The organism is Neobacillus sp. SAB-20_R2A, from assembly GCF_049568635.1.
GTDB lineage: Bacteria > Bacillota > Bacilli > Bacillales > Cytobacillaceae > Neobacillus > Neobacillus citreus.
This window is the reverse complement of the sequence record NZ_CP145895.1, coordinates 4,791,591-4,808,256: the sequence shown is the minus strand read 5'-3', so window position 1 is coordinate 4,808,256 and position 16,666 is coordinate 4,791,591. Positions and strand designations below refer to the sequence as shown.

Annotated in this window: 6 protein-coding genes, 21 tRNA genes and 3 rRNA genes; 29 read left to right on the top strand and 1 reads right to left on the bottom strand. The window is 45.4% G+C overall.

Annotated elements, in window-relative coordinates:
- Window positions 1-38: 38 nt before the first annotated feature.
- Window positions 39-734: an MgtC/SapB family protein gene (locus V5M37_RS23695; RefSeq protein ID WP_423799382.1), complete on the bottom strand. Its 696-nt coding sequence runs from the start codon at window positions 732-734 to the stop codon at window positions 39-41.
- A gap of 576 nt (window positions 735-1,310) precedes the next feature.
- On the opposite strand from V5M37_RS23695, the gene V5M37_RS23690 reads away from it, so the two are divergent.
- The 29 genes from V5M37_RS23690 (at window position 1,311) to V5M37_RS23550 (ending at window position 16,635) form a co-directional block, all read left to right on the top strand.
- A 16S ribosomal RNA gene (locus V5M37_RS23690) occupies window positions 1,311-2,860 on the top strand.
- Between the two features lie 192 nt (window positions 2,861-3,052).
- Window positions 3,053-5,987, top strand: a 23S ribosomal RNA gene (locus V5M37_RS23685).
- Window positions 5,988-6,122: 135 nt separating this feature from the next.
- Window positions 6,123-6,239, top strand: a 5S ribosomal RNA gene (gene rrf, locus V5M37_RS23680).
- The 16S, 23S and 5S rRNA genes sit together here with 21 tRNA genes alongside, the layout of an rRNA operon.
- 9 nt (window positions 6,240-6,248) lie before the next feature.
- Window positions 6,249-6,324, top strand: a tRNA-Val gene (locus V5M37_RS23675).
- Between the two features lie 21 nt (window positions 6,325-6,345).
- Window positions 6,346-6,418: transfer RNA gene (locus V5M37_RS23670), tRNA-Thr, on the top strand.
- Window positions 6,419-6,422: 4 nt separating this feature from the next.
- Window positions 6,423-6,498, top strand: a tRNA-Lys gene (locus V5M37_RS23665).
- A 9-nt stretch (window positions 6,499-6,507) separates the two neighbouring features.
- A tRNA-Leu gene (locus V5M37_RS23660) sits at window positions 6,508-6,592 on the top strand.
- 10 nt (window positions 6,593-6,602) lie between these two features.
- A tRNA-Gly gene (locus V5M37_RS23655) sits at window positions 6,603-6,677 on the top strand.
- Between the two features lie 5 nt (window positions 6,678-6,682).
- Window positions 6,683-6,771: transfer RNA gene (locus V5M37_RS23650), tRNA-Leu, on the top strand.
- Window positions 6,772-6,784: 13 nt separating this feature from the next.
- A tRNA-Arg gene (locus V5M37_RS23645) sits at window positions 6,785-6,861 on the top strand.
- Between the two features lie 15 nt (window positions 6,862-6,876).
- Window positions 6,877-6,953 (top strand) — tRNA-Pro (locus V5M37_RS23640).
- A 17-nt stretch (window positions 6,954-6,970) separates the two neighbouring features.
- Window positions 6,971-7,046, top strand: a tRNA-Ala gene (locus V5M37_RS23635).
- 19 nt (window positions 7,047-7,065) lie between these two features.
- Window positions 7,066-7,142 (top strand) — tRNA-Met (locus V5M37_RS23630).
- 152 nt (window positions 7,143-7,294) lie between these two features.
- A tRNA-Ile gene (locus tag V5M37_RS23625) sits at window positions 7,295-7,371 on the top strand.
- A 17-nt stretch (window positions 7,372-7,388) separates the two neighbouring features.
- A tRNA-Ser gene (locus V5M37_RS23620) sits at window positions 7,389-7,481 on the top strand.
- A gap of 26 nt (window positions 7,482-7,507) precedes the next feature.
- Window positions 7,508-7,581 (top strand) — tRNA-Met (locus tag V5M37_RS23615).
- A gap of 3 nt (window positions 7,582-7,584) precedes the next feature.
- Window positions 7,585-7,661, top strand: a tRNA-Asp gene (locus V5M37_RS23610).
- Window positions 7,662-7,668: 7 nt separating this feature from the next.
- Window positions 7,669-7,741 (top strand) — tRNA-Phe (locus V5M37_RS23605).
- 24 nt (window positions 7,742-7,765) lie between these two features.
- Window positions 7,766-7,841, top strand: a tRNA-His gene (locus V5M37_RS23600).
- A gap of 7 nt (window positions 7,842-7,848) precedes the next feature.
- A tRNA-Gly gene (locus V5M37_RS23595) sits at window positions 7,849-7,922 on the top strand.
- Between the two features lie 4 nt (window positions 7,923-7,926).
- Window positions 7,927-8,003: transfer RNA gene (locus V5M37_RS23590), tRNA-Ile, on the top strand.
- 9 nt (window positions 8,004-8,012) lie between these two features.
- A tRNA-Asn gene (locus V5M37_RS23585) sits at window positions 8,013-8,087 on the top strand.
- Window positions 8,088-8,090: 3 nt separating this feature from the next.
- Window positions 8,091-8,181, top strand: a tRNA-Ser gene (locus V5M37_RS23580).
- Between the two features lie 3 nt (window positions 8,182-8,184).
- Window positions 8,185-8,256, top strand: a tRNA-Glu gene (locus V5M37_RS23575).
- A gap of 404 nt (window positions 8,257-8,660) precedes the next feature.
- A complete protein-coding gene (gene glgB, locus V5M37_RS23570) occupies window positions 8,661-10,610 on the top strand; it encodes a 1,4-alpha-glucan branching protein GlgB (protein ID WP_423799381.1) in 1,950 nt (649 codons plus the stop codon).
- Entirely contained in the window at window positions 10,552-11,697 is a 1,146-nt protein-coding gene (locus V5M37_RS23565) for a glucose-1-phosphate adenylyltransferase (RefSeq protein ID WP_423799380.1), read from the top strand. The genes glgB and V5M37_RS23565 overlap by 59 nt, the downstream gene beginning before the upstream one ends.
- A 72-nt stretch (window positions 11,698-11,769) precedes the next feature.
- Entirely contained in the window at window positions 11,770-12,801 is a 1,032-nt protein-coding gene (locus V5M37_RS23560; RefSeq protein WP_378584387.1) for a sugar phosphate nucleotidyltransferase, read from the top strand.
- Window positions 12,798-14,249, top strand: coding sequence for a glycogen synthase GlgA (glgA, locus tag V5M37_RS23555; RefSeq protein ID WP_423799379.1), 1,452 nt, complete (start codon window positions 12,798-12,800; stop codon window positions 14,247-14,249). The genes V5M37_RS23560 and glgA overlap by 4 nt, the downstream gene beginning before the upstream one ends.
- Entirely contained in the window at window positions 14,239-16,635 is a 2,397-nt protein-coding gene (locus V5M37_RS23550) for a glycogen/starch/alpha-glucan phosphorylase (RefSeq protein WP_423799378.1), read from the top strand. Before glgA ends, V5M37_RS23550 begins: the two co-directional genes overlap by 11 nt.
- The last annotated feature ends 31 nt before the right edge of the window (window positions 16,636-16,666 follow it).

Here is a 16,666-nt window from a genome sequence, read left to right as displayed (position 1 = left end):
TTGCAAGAGGAAATTTAGAGAATCACAAAAAATTATTTTTAACTAATGCTTTCAATTTCCACTTTTTTAACACCTTCTATATCGGAAACAGCCGTATATACATCTGTTGTTTTTTCGCGGTAGTCAACAGCAACTAAAATTTGTACCAGGTGATCACCGTTATCTAGATCCTTAATCCGTATTCTGCGCAAAATATATTTTTTCTCAAGTAAATAAGATATAGCTTTTTCAATCTGATCCTGGTCTCGAATAAATAATTGAAGCATGATTTCTTTTTCCCGTAATTGCTTTGGTCCAAAAATTTTCATAACGGCAGGGATAAATTCTACACTAATTATAAGTAGGGCAACGCCGACGAATGCTTCTAAATAAAATCCCGCTCCTACGGCAATCCCGATACCGGCAGCCCCCCAAATCATGGCAGCAGTAGTTAGCCCGGAAATGCTGTCATTGCCTCGTCTTAAAATGACACCTGCTCCAAGGAAACCAATTCCCGAGACGATTTGTGCCGCCAGCCGCAAAGGGTCCATAGTAATTCTAACTCCCTTTGAATCAGGGAACATATAAGCCGATTCAATAGATACAATTGTCAGCAAGCAACTGACAACTGAAATGACGAGACTTGTTTTTAATCCTACTGGCTTTCTTTTTAATTCTCGCTCAAGGCCAATAATTAGACCGAATACAGCTGAAATTCCTAATTTCATCAGTATATCTAAATCCAAGCTGCTCATAAATTCACGTCCATTTTATATATTATTCGTTTTTGAAAACCCATTTGTTATTATATATACTCTGATTCTTGCATAAAGGACTGCAATATGGAAGAACAAAAGTGTACGCTTCATTAATTACATATACAATTATTGTTTGTTTTATGTATTTGCAGTCTAGAATCTGTAATATGCTTCTAATATTTCTTAAGGATGAAATTACAAGGATAAAATTCGTTTCTTGAGGTTGATAATATTTTTTAATGGATATAAAGGTGGAGAACTTAAAATCATTTCAAAAAAAGTTATAAATTATATTGCAAACATTTATTTATCGTGGTATATTAATTCTCGTCCTCTTCGAGAGTGTCAAACAACTGAAAAAGAAATTTAAAAAAGTTGTTGACATCGAGAAGTTGACTGTGATAAATTAAGGGAGTCGCTTTTGAGAGCGAGGCTAGAAAATAGCGAGTGAACAAACACCCAACAGTATGATAGTTCTTTGAAAACTAAACAAACAAAAACGTCAACAAACAATAATATTCGTTTCATTTGAAACGAAGCCAACGTAACATTTTTGAGCTAATCAACTCAACTTTATTGGAGAGTTTGATCCTGGCTCAGGACGAACGCTGGCGGCGTGCCTAATACATGCAAGTCGAGCGAATCACTGGGAGCTTGCTCCCGGTGGTTAGCGGCGGACGGGTGAGTAACACGTGGGCAACCTGCCTGTAAGACTGGGATAACTTCGGGAAACCGGAGCTAATACCGGATAATTTCTTCCCTCACATGAGGGAAGGTTGAAAGTCGGTTTCGGCTGACACTTACAGATGGGCCCGCGGCGCATTAGCTAGTTGGTGAGGTAACGGCTCACCAAGGCGACGATGCGTAGCCGACCTGAGAGGGTGATCGGCCACACTGGGACTGAGACACGGCCCAGACTCCTACGGGAGGCAGCAGTAGGGAATCTTCCACAATGGACGAAAGTCTGATGGAGCAACGCCGCGTGAGCGATGAAGGCCTTCGGGTCGTAAAGCTCTGTTGTCAGGGAAGAACAAGTATCGGAGTAACTGCCGGTACCTTGACGGTACCTGACCAGAAAGCCACGGCTAACTACGTGCCAGCAGCCGCGGTAATACGTAGGTGGCAAGCGTTGTCCGGAATTATTGGGCGTAAAGCGCGCGCAGGCGGTCCTTTAAGTCTGATGTGAAAGCCCACGGCTCAACCGTGGAGGGTCATTGGAAACTGGGGGACTTGAGTGCAGAAGAGGAAAGCGGAATTCCACGTGTAGCGGTGAAATGCGTAGAGATGTGGAGGAACACCAGTGGCGAAGGCGGCTTTCTGGTCTGTAACTGACGCTGAGGCGCGAAAGCGTGGGGAGCAAACAGGATTAGATACCCTGGTAGTCCACGCCGTAAACGATGAGTGCTAAGTGTTAGAGGGTTTCCGCCCTTTAGTGCTGCAGCTAACGCATTAAGCACTCCGCCTGGGGAGTACGGCCGCAAGGCTGAAACTCAAAGGAATTGACGGGGGCCCGCACAAGCGGTGGAGCATGTGGTTTAATTCGAAGCAACGCGAAGAACCTTACCAGGTCTTGACATCCTCTGACACTCCTAGAGATAGGAATTTCCCCTTCGGGGGACAGAGTGACAGGTGGTGCATGGTTGTCGTCAGCTCGTGTCGTGAGATGTTGGGTTAAGTCCCGCAACGAGCGCAACCCTTGATCTTAGTTGCCAGCATTCAGTTGGGCACTCTAAGGTGACTGCCGGTGACAAACCGGAGGAAGGTGGGGATGACGTCAAATCATCATGCCCCTTATGACCTGGGCTACACACGTGCTACAATGGATGGTACAAAGGGCAGCGAAGCCGCGAGGTGGAGCCAATCCCATAAAACCATTCTCAGTTCGGATTGCAGGCTGCAACTCGCCTGCATGAAGCCGGAATCGCTAGTAATCGCGGATCAGCATGCCGCGGTGAATACGTTCCCGGGCCTTGTACACACCGCCCGTCACACCACGAGAGTTTGTAACACCCGAAGTCGGTGGGGTAACCGTAAGGAGCCAGCCGCCTAAGGTGGGACAGATGATTGGGGTGAAGTCGTAACAAGGTAGCCGTATCGGAAGGTGCGGCTGGATCACCTCCTTTCTAAGGATAATGCAGTCCTTATGGACTGATAAGAAGTTGACTGTTTCTTGTTTGTTTAGTTTTGAGAGAACAATCTCTCAAAACTTTCGTTCTTTGAAAACTAGATAATCGTATAGAAGAAGTAACCAAGTAAGAACCGAGTAATCGCCATTTTAGTTTTTCTCTCTTATTTTTAAGAGTAAAAACCTTTTAGGTTAAGTTAGAAAGGGCGCACGGTGAATGCCTTGGCACTAGGAGCCGATGAAGGACGGGACTAACACCGATATGCTTCGGGGAGCTGTAAGTAAGCGCCGATCCGGAGATTTCCGAATGGGGAAACCCACTGTTCGTAATGGAGCAGTATCTTTACCTGAATACATAGGGTATTGAAGGCAGACCCGGGGAACTGAAACATCTAAGTACCCGGAGGAAGAGAAAGCAAACGCGATTCCCTGAGTAGCGGCGAGCGAAACGGGAACAGCCCAAACCGAAAGGCTTGCCTTTCGGGGTTGTAGGACACTCAACATGGAGTTACAAAGGAACGGGGTAGATGAAGCGGTCTGGAAAGGCCGGCCATAGAAGGTAAAAGCCCTGTAGTTGAAACTTCGTTCCCTCCTGAGTGGATCCTGAGTACGGCCGGACACGTGAAATCCGGTCGGAAGCAGGGAGGACCATCTCCCAAGGCTAAATACTCCCTAGTGACCGATAGTGAACCAGTACCGTGAGGGAAAGGTGAAAAGCACCCCGGAAGGGGAGTGAAAGAGATCCTGAAACCGTGTGCCTACAAGTAGTCAGAGCCCGTTCATGGGTGATGGCGTGCCTTTTGTAGAATGAACCGGCGAGTTACGATTGCATGCGAGGTTAAGTTGAAGAGACGGAGCCGCAGCGAAAGCGAGTCTGAATAGGGCGAATTAGTATGTAGTCGTAGACCCGAAACCAGGTGATCTACCCATGTCCAGGGTGAAGTCCAGGTAACACTGGATGGAGGCCCGAACCCACGCACGTTGAAAAGTGCGGGGATGAGGTGTGGGTAGCGGAGAAATTCCAATCGAACTTGGAGATAGCTGGTTCTCTCCGAAATAGCTTTAGGGCTAGCCTCACGTAGTTAGAGTCTTGGAGGTAGAGCACTGTTTGGACTAGGGGCCCTCATCGGGTTACCGAATTCAGACAAACTCCGAATGCCAATGACTTATCCGTGGGAGTCAGACTGCGAGTGATAAGATCCGTAGTCAAAAGGGAAACAGCCCAGACCACCAGCTAAGGTCCCAAAGTATACGTTAAGTGGAAAAGGATGTGGAGTTGCTTAGACAACCAGGATGTTGGCTTAGAAGCAGCCACCATTTAAAGAGTGCGTAATAGCTCACTGGTCGAGTGACTCTGCGCCGAAAATGTACCGGGGCTAAACGTATCACCGAAGCTGTGGGTGGACACCTTGTGGTGTCCGCGGTAGGAGAGCGTTCTAAGGGCGTTGAAGCTAGACCGTAAGGACTGGTGGAGCGCTTAGAAGTGAGAATGCCGGTATGAGTAGCGAAAGATGAGTGAGAATCTCATCCACCGTATGCCTAAGGTTTCCTGAGGAAGGCTCGTCCGCTCAGGGTTAGTCGGGACCTAAGCCGAGGCCGAAAGGCGTAGGCGATGGACAACAGGTTGATATTCCTGTACCACCTCTTTATCGTTTGAGTGATGGGGGGACGCAGGAGGATAGGGTAAGCGCACTGCTGGATATGTGCGTGCAAGCAGTTAGGCTGGTGAATAGGAAAATCCGTTCACCTTAAGGCTGAGCTGTGATGCCGAGGGAATTATAGTACCGAAGTTCCTGATTCCACACTGCCAAGAAAAGCCTCTAGCGAGATAAAAGGTGCCCGTACCGCAAACCGACACAGGTAGGCGAGGAGAGAATCCTAAGGTGAGCGAGAGAACTCTCGTTAAGGAACTCGGCAAAATGACCCCGTAACTTCGGGAGAAGGGGTGCTTTTTGGGGTGAATAGCCCCGAAGAGCCGCAGTGAATAGGCCCAGGCGACTGTTTAGCAAAAACACAGGTCTCTGCAAAGCCGCAAGGCGAAGTATAGGGGCTGACGCCTGCCCGGTGCTGGAAGGTTAAGAGGAGGGGTTAGCGCAAGCGAAGCTCTGAATCGAAGCCCCAGTAAACGGCGGCCGTAACTATAACGGTCCTAAGGTAGCGAAATTCCTTGTCGGGTAAGTTCCGACCCGCACGAAAGGCGTAACGATCTGGGCACTGTCTCAACGAGAGACTCGGTGAAATTATAGTACCTGTGAAGATGCAGGTTACCCGCGACAGGACGGAAAGACCCCATGGAGCTTTACTGTAGCCTGATATTGAATTTTGGTACAGCTTGTACAGGATAGGTAGGAGCCTGAGAAACCGGAGCGCCAGCTTCGGTGGAGGCGTCGGTGGGATACTACCCTGGCTGTATTGAAATTCTAACCCGCACCCCTGATCGGGGTGGGAGACAGTGTCAGGTGGGCAGTTTGACTGGGGCGGTCGCCTCCTAAAGTGTAACGGAGGCGCCCAAAGGTTCCCTCAGAATGGTTGGAAATCATTCGCAGAGTGTAAAGGCACAAGGGAGCTTGACTGCGAGACCTACAAGTCGAGCAGGGACGAAAGTCGGGCTTAGTGATCCGGTGGTTCCGCATGGAAGGGCCATCGCTCAACGGATAAAAGCTACCCTGGGGATAACAGGCTTATCTCCCCCAAGAGTCCACATCGACGGGGAGGTTTGGCACCTCGATGTCGGCTCATCGCATCCTGGGGCTGTAGTCGGTCCCAAGGGTTGGGCTGTTCGCCCATTAAAGCGGTACGCGAGCTGGGTTCAGAACGTCGTGAGACAGTTCGGTCCCTATCCGTCGTGGGCGCAGGAAATTTGAGAGGAGCTGTCCTTAGTACGAGAGGACCGGGATGGACGCACCGCTGGTGTACCAGTTGTCTTGCCAAAGGCATCGCTGGGTAGCTATGTGCGGACGGGATAAGTGCTGAAAGCATCTAAGCATGAAGCCCCCCTCGAGATGAGATTTCCCATAGCGTCAAGCTAGTAAGATCCCTGAAAGATGATCAGGTTGATAGGTCAGAGGTGGAAGCGCGGTGACGTGTGGAGCTGACTGATACTAATCGATCGAGGACTTAACCAAGTCATAATTAAGTAAGGTGAACTCGTTCTTATTTACTTCTTCTGTATTATCTAGTTTTGAGGGAATGAAAAATTTTAAATTTCCTCTTGCAAAATATGAAATAGACATTATAATAAAATAGTGTCTGATAAATGGTCTGGTAGTAATGGCGAGAAGGTCACACCCGTTCCCATCCCGAACACGGAAGTTAAGCTTCTCAGCGCCGATGGTAGTTGGGGCGAAAGCCCCTGTGAGAGTAGGACGCTGCCAGGCTGTTAAAATGGAGGATTAGCTCAGCTGGGAGAGCATCTGCCTTACAAGCAGAGGGTCGGCGGTTCGATCCCGTCATCCTCCACCATAATAATTTAATTATCATTTTGCCGGCTTAGCTCAATTGGTAGAGCAACTGACTTGTAATCAGTAGGTTGAGGGTTCAAGTCCTTTAGCCGGCACCTTGAGCCATTAGCTCAGTCGGTAGAGCATCTGACTTTTAATCAGAGGGTCGAAGGTTCGAGTCCTTCATGGCTCACCATTTAAATATGCGGGTGTGGCGGAATTGGCAGACGCACCAGACTTAGGATCTGGCGCCGCAAGGCGTGGGGGTTCGACTCCCTTCACCCGCACCATTTAAATATTGCGGAAGTAGTTCAGTGGTAGAACACCACCTTGCCAAGGTGGGGGTCGCGGGTTCGAATCCCGTCTTCCGCTCCAAAATTGCCGGGGTGGCGGAACTGGCAGACGCACAGGACTTAAAATCCTGCGGTAGGTGACTACCGTACCGGTTCGATTCCGGTCCTCGGCACCACTTAATAAATAATGCGCCCGTAGCTCAATTGGATAGAGCGTCTGACTACGGATCAGAAGGTTATGGGTTCGACTCCTGTCGGGCGCGCCATTAAATTTAATAGTACGGGAAATAGCTCAGCTTGGTAGAGCACTTGGTTTGGGACCAAGGGGTCGCAGGTTCGAATCCTGTTTTCCCGACCATTCTCACTAAATTCAATGGGGCCTTAGCTCAGCTGGGAGAGCGCCTGCTTTGCACGCAGGAGGTCAGCGGTTCGATCCCGCTAGGCTCCACCATTTAATTAATATGTAATTTGGCGGTGTAGCTCAGCTGGCTAGAGCGTACGGTTCATACCCGTAAGGTCGGGGGTTCGATCCCCTCCGCCGCTACCAAGATTATTAGGACCTTTAGCTCAGCTGGTTAGAGCAACGAGCAAGGCTTCCTGAATATACTACGAGTTGTACCCATCGAGCTGCTGTTTGAATATGCTTTCTGAGATGGGGACAGACGGATTTTAACCATACAGGTTAAAGAACTTTAACTTGGACCTTTAGCTCAGCTGGTTAGAGCAGACGGCTCATAACCGTCCGGTCGTAGGTTCGAGTCCTACAAGGTCCACCATTAGTTTCATATTTTATGGAGGAATACCCAAGTTTGGCTGAAGGGATCGGTCTTGAAAACCGACAGGCGGGTTAAACCGCGCGGGGGTTCGAATCCCTCTTCCTCCGCCATAAATACATTTTATACTTTTTATTATCGCGGGGTGGAGCAGTCCGGTAGCTCGTCGGGCTCATAACCCGAAGGTCGCAGGTTCAAATCCTGCCCCCGCAATCCGGTCTGGTAGTTCAGTTGGTTAGAATGCCTGCCTGTCACGCAGGAGGTCGCGGGTTCGAGTCCCGTCCAGACCGCCACTAAAGTGGCTCAGTAGCTCAGTCGGTAGAGCAAAGGACTGAAAATCCTTGTGTCGGCGGTTCGATTCCGTCCTGAGCCACCTTTATTTTTTAAAAACATCACGGCGGTTGTGGCGAAGTGGTTAACGCATCGGATTGTGGTTCCGACATTCGTGGGTTCGATTCCCATCAGCCGCCCCATTATAATGCGGGTGTAGTTTAGTGGTAAAACCACAGCCTTCCAAGCTGTTGTTGTGGGTTCGATTCCCATCACCCGCTCCATTATGGGCCTATAGCTCAGCTGGTTAGAGCGCACGCCTGATAAGCGTGAGGTCGATGGTTCGAGTCCATTTAGGCCCACCATAGTATTATTCCGCAGTAGCTCAGTGGTAGAGCTATCGGCTGTTAACCGATCGGTCGTAGGTTCGAGTCCTACCTGCGGAGCCATATAGAGAAGTACCCAAGTGGCTCAAGGGGCTCCCCTGCTAAGGGAGTAGGTCGCGTAAGCGGCGCGAGGGTTCGAATCCCTTCTTCTCTGCCATTTGGCCCCTTGGTCAAGCGGTTAAGACACCGCCCTTTCACGGCGGTAACACGGGTTCGAATCCCGTAGGGGTCATACGAAAAAGCTGATGACAATATGTCATCAGCTTTTTTGTTGTTTTTGAACATGCAATTCATTATATTAATATAACCTCTTTGCTATCTCTGCAATGCAATAAAGTGTTGAAATCGCTTGCAAGACTTCAATTTTCCGCAAATAAAGTTATCTATTTTTTCAAAAATTGAATAACTTTTCAAACTACTTTAACAAAAAAATCACAAAAAAACTTAATAGATTCCTGTCGAAACACGAGAGATTTTTTGTCGTATCCTGGTGACAGCTGTCAAAAAACATCTAATAGTGGAGCCATTCCCCGCTTGCTGTCAGAAAAGATAAAAAAGTTTTACAAGGAATATTTGTTATTTGCACTTATAATTGGTTTTTGAAATACATAATTTCAGATGAGGATGAGGAGAGCCATGGCAGTGAATACATTTTTTCCGACTGATTACCAGCTTCACTTATTTCACGAGGGAAATCTTTTTCAAAGTCATCAGCTTTTTGGCGCTCATATCTTTAAGGATTCCGCAGAGACTTATACACGATTTTGCGTTTGGGCTCCGAATGCCCTCCAAGTAAGGCTTGTGGGGGATTTTAATCACTGGAATGGTGATGGATATGAATTACAAAAAGTAAATGGTGAGGGTGTATGGATTATTGTCATCAAGCAAAATCTAGATGGCTGCAATTATAAATATGAAATCACCACAAAATCAAAGAAACGATTGTTAAAAGCAGATCCCTATGCTTTTTACTCAGAATTAAGGCCAAATACAGCCTCTGTCGTTTATTCGCTTGAGGGCTATAAATGGCAGGACACTCAATGGATGAACCGCAAAGCACAATCGAACTTCCTGGCGGAACCAGCCGTCATTTATGAGGTTCATGCGGGCTCATGGAAGACCAAGGATAATGGTGATTTTTTAACCTATCGAGAACTGGCGGAAGAACTTGTCCCTTATGTATTGGAGCTTGGCTTTACGCATATTGAGCTGCTGCCGCTGGTTGAACATCCACTTGACGCTTCTTGGGGATACCAAGGGACTGGGTACTTCTCCGTAACATCGCGGTACGGGACTCCGGATGATTTCCGCTATTTCGTCGAACAGTGCCATCAGCATGGCATAGGGGTCATCCTTGACTGGGTACCCGGGCATTTCTGCAAGGACGCTCATGGGTTATACAATTTTGACGGTACACATCTTTATTCCTATTCCCATCTAAATGATAGGGAAAACCACATCTGGGGCACAGCCAATTTTGACCTTGGAAAAGGAGAGGTGCAAAGTTTCCTCATTTCAAACGCCCTATTTTGGATGGAACATTATCATGTCGATGGCTTCAGAATGGATGCTGTTGCCAATATCATTTATTGGCCGAATGCCTCAAATAGACAAAGTGAAAACCCCTTCGGTATTGCTTTCTTAAAAAAACTTAATCAAGCAATAAACGACTATAATCCATATTTTTTAATGATAGGGGAAGACTCCACCGATTTTTCGAAGGTAACGACCCCAGTCCGTTATGGCGGTCTTGGATTTGATTACAAATGGAATATGGGTTGGATGAATGACATGCTTGAATACATGGAAACGCCGCCGTTTGCAAGGTCACAGGCCCATTCAAAGGTCACTTTTTCACTTTTATATGCGTTTTCAGAAAACTTTATGCTCCCGTTTTCACATGATGAGGTTGTCCACGGGAAAAAATCATTATTGGATAAGATGCCCGGTGATTATTGGGAAAAATTTGCCCAGCTAAGGCTTTTACTGGGCTATATGTTTGCCCATCCCGGGAAGAAGCTGCTATTTATGGGATTTGAACTGGGGCAGTTCGCGGAATGGAAAGATAAAGAACAGCTAGATTGGCATCTTTTGGACTACGAGCTTCACCGAAAACTGAATGCCTATGTGAAAGTCTTAACGAAAGTTTACAAACGCACCAAAGCCCTCTACGAACTCGATCATCTGTGGGATGGATTTGAATGGATGGATGTTAATAATAACGAGCAGTCGATGTTTTCCTTTGTTCGAAAAGGGAAGAAGGAAGAGGATGCGATCATCATCATTTGCAATTTTACGGGCATTAGCTATCAGGATTATCAGATAGGTGTGCCTAACCCTGGTGAATACCGTGAAATTCTTAATAATGACGACCTAGAATTTGGTGGTGCCGGCCACATTAATAAGCACACCATTCCGGCTTCAGATGAGCCGTTCCACGGAAGACCATATTCTATCAAGCTCACAATTGCCCCGTATGGGTTTCAGATGATAAGACAAGTGAAAAAACGGAAGGAGAGAAAAGGCAATGGAAAAGAAAAGGTGCGTAGCCATGCTGCTGGCAGGAGGGAAAGGGAGCAGGCTTAATGCTCTTACAAAGGACCTTGCAAAACCTGCTGTGCCATTCGGAGGGAAGTATCGGATCATAGATTTTACCTTAAGCAATTGTGCAAATTCCGGAATTGATACTGTCGGCGTCTTAACGCAATATCAGCCGCTCTTGTTAAATTCATATATTGGAATAGGCAGTGCATGGGATCTTGACAGTAAAAATGGCGGGGTTACCGTGTTACCCCCTTACAGTGAATCCTCAGAAGTGAAGTGGTACACCGGTACGGCAAGCGCGATCTATCAAAACCTTAATTACTTAAAGCAGTACCAGCCGGACTACGTTTTAATCCTTTCTGGTGACCATATTTATAAAATGAATTACGAATCCATGCTGGAATACCATATTGAAAAACGAGCAGATGTAACGATCTCCCTAATCGAGGTACCTTGGGCGGAAGCCAGCCGGTTTGGGATTATGAATACAAACGATGAACTAAGAATCCTGGAATTTGAGGAAAAGCCAAGTGAGCCTAAAAATAATCTTGCTTCGATGGGCATATATATTTTTAGTTGGAATATATTGAAAGAATATTTGGAAATGGATGCACGCAATCCGGACTCCAGTCACGATTTTGGGAAAGATGTCATTCCAAGGCTTCTTGAAGAAAATAAAAAATTATATGCCTATCCGTTCAAAGGCTATTGGAAGGACGTTGGCACTGTAAGAAGCCTTTGGGAGGCCAATATGGATTTATTGGAGGAAGATTGCGAATTAGATTTATTTGACCATGACTGGAGAATTTATTCTGTTAATCCTAATCGTCCTCCGCAATATATTTCCCCGGATGCCATAGTAATGGAATCACTCATTAATGAAGGATGTACAATTGAAGGGGAAATTGAGAAATCAGTACTCTTCCAGGGTGTAACAGTAGGGAAGGATTCCACTGTTAAGGAGTCTGTGATCATGCCGGATGCAACAATTGGCAGCAATTGTTTTATTGAAAAAGCGATTGTGCCTTGTGACGTGAAAATACCGGACGGAACGGTCATTCGTTCCTTCGATGATGAAATCATCCTAGTCACAGAGGAAATGTTAAAAGCATTGTACTCTGCCTATTAAAAATAGAATAAAAGCCCAGTCGGACTGGGTGTTACAGATATTAGGTGATAAGAAACTGGAGGGGACTTTGGCGTGAAAAGAAAGCTTTTAGGTATTATTGATGCAACTACCTATCATGAGGATTTGGATGACCTATTAACACATCGTTCTTTGGCGGCGCTGCCTTATGCAGGCCGTTATCGTATTATTGATTTTGTCCTTTCAAATATGGTCAATTCCGGCATTCGCAGTGTCGCAATTTTTCCAAAAATGCAGTACCGTTCCTTGATGGACCACTTAGGGTCAGGGAAGAATTGGGATCTAAATCGAAAAAGGGATGGCCTTTTCTTTTTTCCTTCTCCAGTCGTAGGCAGCAATCCTAAAGGAATAGGTTCCTTTGATCTTTTCGCGGCAAATATGGATTATTTTTATCGCAGCACTCAGGAATATGCGATTATCTCAAATTGTTACACTATTTTAAATATGAATTTTAAACCCATGCTAGAATGGCATATGCATGCAAACTGCGATATTACCGAAATCCATCATCAGGATGGAAGATCATTAGAAATGTATTTAATCAAAACCTCTCTGTTGATGAAGCTGATTGAAACTAGATTTGAGACTGGGTACAGCTGTATGAAAGATGTCGTCAGCGATATTCATAATGATTACACTGTTTGCCAATATGATTATGATGGATATGCCGTCAAGATAGATTCAATTGAGAATTATTACTCGACCAGCATGAATTTGCTAAAGCCTAACGTTTGGAAAAATCTTTTTAATAATGACCAGCCTATTTTGACAAAGGTTAAGGATGAGCCGCCTGCTAAGTATTTAAAAGGATCATCCGTAAAAAATTCAATGATTGCAAACGGCTGTTTAATTAGCGGCACTGTTGAAAACAGTATTGTCTCGCGCGGAGTAAAAATAGGAAAAGGTACAGTTATTAAGAACTGTGTCATCATGCAAAAATGCCAAATTGAGGACAATTGTTACTTGGATTCGGTTATTTTGGATAAAGATGTCCGGGTTGAATCAGGGACACATTTAACCGGCACAGCGGGGGCACCGTTTGTAATCAGAAAAGGTACAAAGCAAGGAGCGTTGATGAATTCGTGAAAGTATTATTTGCAGTGTCAGAGTGTGGACCATTCGCAAAGTCGGGAGGCCTTGCTGATGTAGCCGGATCTCTACCAAAAGAATTAAAAAGTCTGGGTACGGATGTAAGGGTCATTCTTCCCAAATATGGAACCATTTCGGACGAATATAAAAAAAGAATGAAGAAGATAAAGGAATTTTCCGTTTCTGTCGGCTGGAGAAAGCAGTATTGCGGGATTGAGGAACTAGTCCATCAAGGTGTTACGTTTTATTTTGTTGATAACGAATATTATTTTAAACGTGAAGGATTTTACGGTTATTACGATGATGGAGAAAGATTTGCCTTTTTTAACCGTGCGGTGCTAGAGGTCATCGAAGAGTTGAACTTTTATCCCGACGTACTGCATTGCCATGATTGGCATACGGCGATGATTCCCTACCTGCTTCGAAAAGAATATTACAAGAAAACAGGTTATGGTCAGATAAAAACTGTATTTACCATTCATAATCTGCAATTTCAAGGGGTTTTTTCAAAAGAGGTTTTGAGAGACCTGTTCGATCTTGATGAACAATCCTTCCATTCTGGACATTTAGAGTTTTTCGGAAATGTCAATTTCATGAAGGGTGCGCTTGTTGCGGCGGACACCATCACAACCGTGAGTCCAACCTATCGAAATGAAATTCAAACAGTGAACTACGGAGAAAAGCTTGAGGGCTTGTTGAAGGCAAGAGATGAAGATCTTTTGGGAATTTTAAACGGAATTGATGATGAATTTTATAACCCTGAACATGATCCATTTCTTTTGCAAACTTATTCAAGCCAAGAAATTAAGAAGAAATCCATTAATAAAAAGGAAATTCAAAAGCAATTTGGCCTAAAGCAAACTGCTGCTGCTCCGTTAATGGTGATGATTTCAAGGTTGACTAGACAAAAGGGACTTGATCTCATCAAATGTGTCCTTCGGGAGATTTTACAGGAGGATATCCAAGTTATTATCCTTGGAACCGGGGATTATGAATATGAAGAATATTTACGGCAGGCAGCCCGGATTTATCCGGAAAAATTGAAGGTTCATACCGGCTTTGATGAGGGACTTGCGCATCGATTATACGCAGCGGCAGACCTATTCTTGATGCCATCCCTATTTGAACCGTGCGGCCTTTCCCAGTTGATAGCCATGAAATATGGAGCCATCCCAATTGTTCGGGAAACGGGCGGTTTAAATGATACGGTGAAGGCATGGAATGAGTTCACAAAGAAGGGAAATGGGTTTTCCTTCAGTAACTTCAATGCTCACGATATGCTTTATACGATCCAGCGGGCAATTAACTTCTATCATGATAAAAAAACATGGGGATCAATTGTAAAACAGGCAATGGAAATGGATTATAGCTGGGCTCAATCCGCTTTCCGCTATAACCAGCTGTATGCTGAACTCACCACAAGGAGTGAAACCCATGTTTTCTAATAAAGAACGGTTTAAGGCAGACTTTTTAAAAAGGCTTGAGATGCTCTGCGGGAAAAGCTTTTCAGAAAGCACTCCAAGGGATCATTACCAAACCCTCGGCAACATGATCAGAGAATTTGTTAGTAATGATTGGATTGCCACCAATGAACGTTACATGGCAGTTAGAGAGAAACAGGTATATTATTTATCGATTGAATATTTGCTAGGCAAGCTGCTCCGGCAGAATCTGCTTAATCTAGGCGTGGAGGAAATCGTTGCGGAAGGCCTAAGTGACCTAGGTATTGAATTGGCGGACCTTGAAGACTTGGAACCGGATGCAGGCTTAGGAAATGGCGGCTTAGGCAGACTAGCCGCCTGCTTTTTGGACTCACTTGCCTCCACTGACCTGCCGGGTCATGGCCATGGAATCCGATATAAACATGGGTTATTTGAACAGAAGATAGTCGACGGCTATCAGGTTGAACTGCCGGAGCAATGGCTAAGAAGCGGCAATGTTTGGGAAATACGCAAGGCCGATTTGGCGGTCAGTATCCCGTTTTGGGGGAAAGTTGAAACCCGGCAGGAAAATGGAAGGCTTGTTTTTCAACATATAAACACGGAGGTAGTTACTGCTGTTCCATACGATATGCCTGTTGTCGGCTTTCAGACAAAGACAGTTAATACCTTAAGGCTTTGGAGTTCAGAGCCCGCACAGTTTCCTGTTCATAAAGATATTTTACAATATAAGCGGAGGACAGAAGCCATTTCCGAATTCCTTTATCCGGACGATACCCATGATGAAGGCAAGACGCTAAGGCTAAAGCAGCAATACTTTTTAGTGTCGGCAAGCCTCCAGTCAATTTTAAGATCCTATAAAAAACAGCATGGCAGCCTTGAAGAGCTGAATCATCATGTTTGTATTCATATTAATGATACCCATCCTGTTCTAGCCATTCCGGAACTGATGAGGATTCTGATGGATGAGGAAGGCTTTTCTTGGGAACAAGCATGGGAGATTACTACTAATACAATCTCTTATACCAATCATACCACCTTATCAGAAGCCTTGGAGAAATGGCCGATTCATATCTTCCAGCCGCTCCTGCCGAGAATTTACATGATTGTTGAGGAAATAAATGAAAGATTCTGCAAGGAACGTTGGGAAGAGACCCCAGGCGATTGGGAGCGAATTGCGGGACTAGCCATAATAGCCGATGGCTATGTCAAAATGGCCCATTTAGCGATTGTTGGCAGCTTTAGTGTAAACGGTGTGGCAAGATTACATACCGAAATCTTAAAGGAACGTGAGATGCGGCCCTTCTTTCAGCTTTTTCCAGAGAAATTCAACAATAAGACGAACGGCATTGCCCACCGCCGCTGGCTGTTAAAAGCAAACCCCAAATTGTCTTCGCTCCTAAGCGAAACAATCGGGGATGGGTGGACTCACTCCGCACATGAACTGATGCAGTTCCTTAAATATCAAGACGATCACTCGATTTTAGGGGAATTAGCGGCAATCAAGCAGGAGAATAAGCAAAATATGGCTGAGGTGATTTATAAGCACAATGGTATTTCCGTCAATCCTAATGCCATCTTTGATGTCCAGGTGAAGAGGCTGCACGCTTATAAAAGACAGCTTCTAAATGTTCTGCATATCATGCACCTATATAATCGAATTTTGGAAGATTCTAGTTTTTCCATGGTGCCGAGGGTATTTATTTTTGGAGCAAAAGCATCTCCTGGATATTATTACGCGAAGAAGATTATTAAATTAATCAATACAGTAGCTGAGAAAGTTAACCATGACCCAAAAGTCGGCGATAAGATGAAGGTTGTGTTTTTGGAGAACTACCGTGTTTCATTGGCGGAGAAAATATTTCCTGCTGCAGATATAAGCGAGCAGATCTCAACGGCCAGCAAGGAAGCATCAGGTACGGGGAATATGAAGTTTATGATTAATGGGGCATTGACGTTAGGGACTTTGGATGGGGCAAATGTAGAAATTCATGAAAGGGTAGGGGACGATAATATTTTTATCTTCGGTCTAACGGCCGAGGAGGTTCTTCATTATTATCGGCACGGCGGATATGAATCCGTAGAATACTATCATCATGATAACCGGATTCAACAGGCTGTTAATCAGCTGGTGAACGGATTTTTCCCGGGCGTCCATAACGAATTTGAACCAATCTTTGACTCGCTGCTTGAAGAAAACGATCAATATTTTGTCTTAAAGGATTTCGCTTCCTATGCAGATACCCAGCGGAGGGTAGGAGAAGCCTATGCGGATTCACTAAAATGGCAGAAAATGTGCCTGACTAACATCGCCCATGCAGGCTACTTCTCGAGCGACCGAACAATAAAAGAATACGCCAAAGATATATGGGGAATCCATCCAGTAAAATAATATTTAAAAAAGCTTCTGCTCTCGGCAGAAG

Bases quoted from the DNA above. Each gene is read 5' to 3' on its own strand.
- V5M37_RS23695 (WP_423799382.1), bottom strand. From the start codon at position 734: ATGAGCAGCTTGGATTTAGATATACTGATGAAATTAGGAATTTCAGCT.
- glgB (WP_423799381.1), top strand. From the start codon at position 8,661: ATGGCAGTGAATACATTTTTTCCGACTGATTACCAGCTTCACTTATTT.
- V5M37_RS23565 (WP_423799380.1), top strand. From the start codon at position 10,552: ATGGAAAAGAAAAGGTGCGTAGCCATGCTGCTGGCAGGAGGGAAAGGG.
- V5M37_RS23550 (WP_423799378.1), top strand. From the start codon at position 14,239: ATGTTTTCTAATAAAGAACGGTTTAAGGCAGACTTTTTAAAAAGGCTT.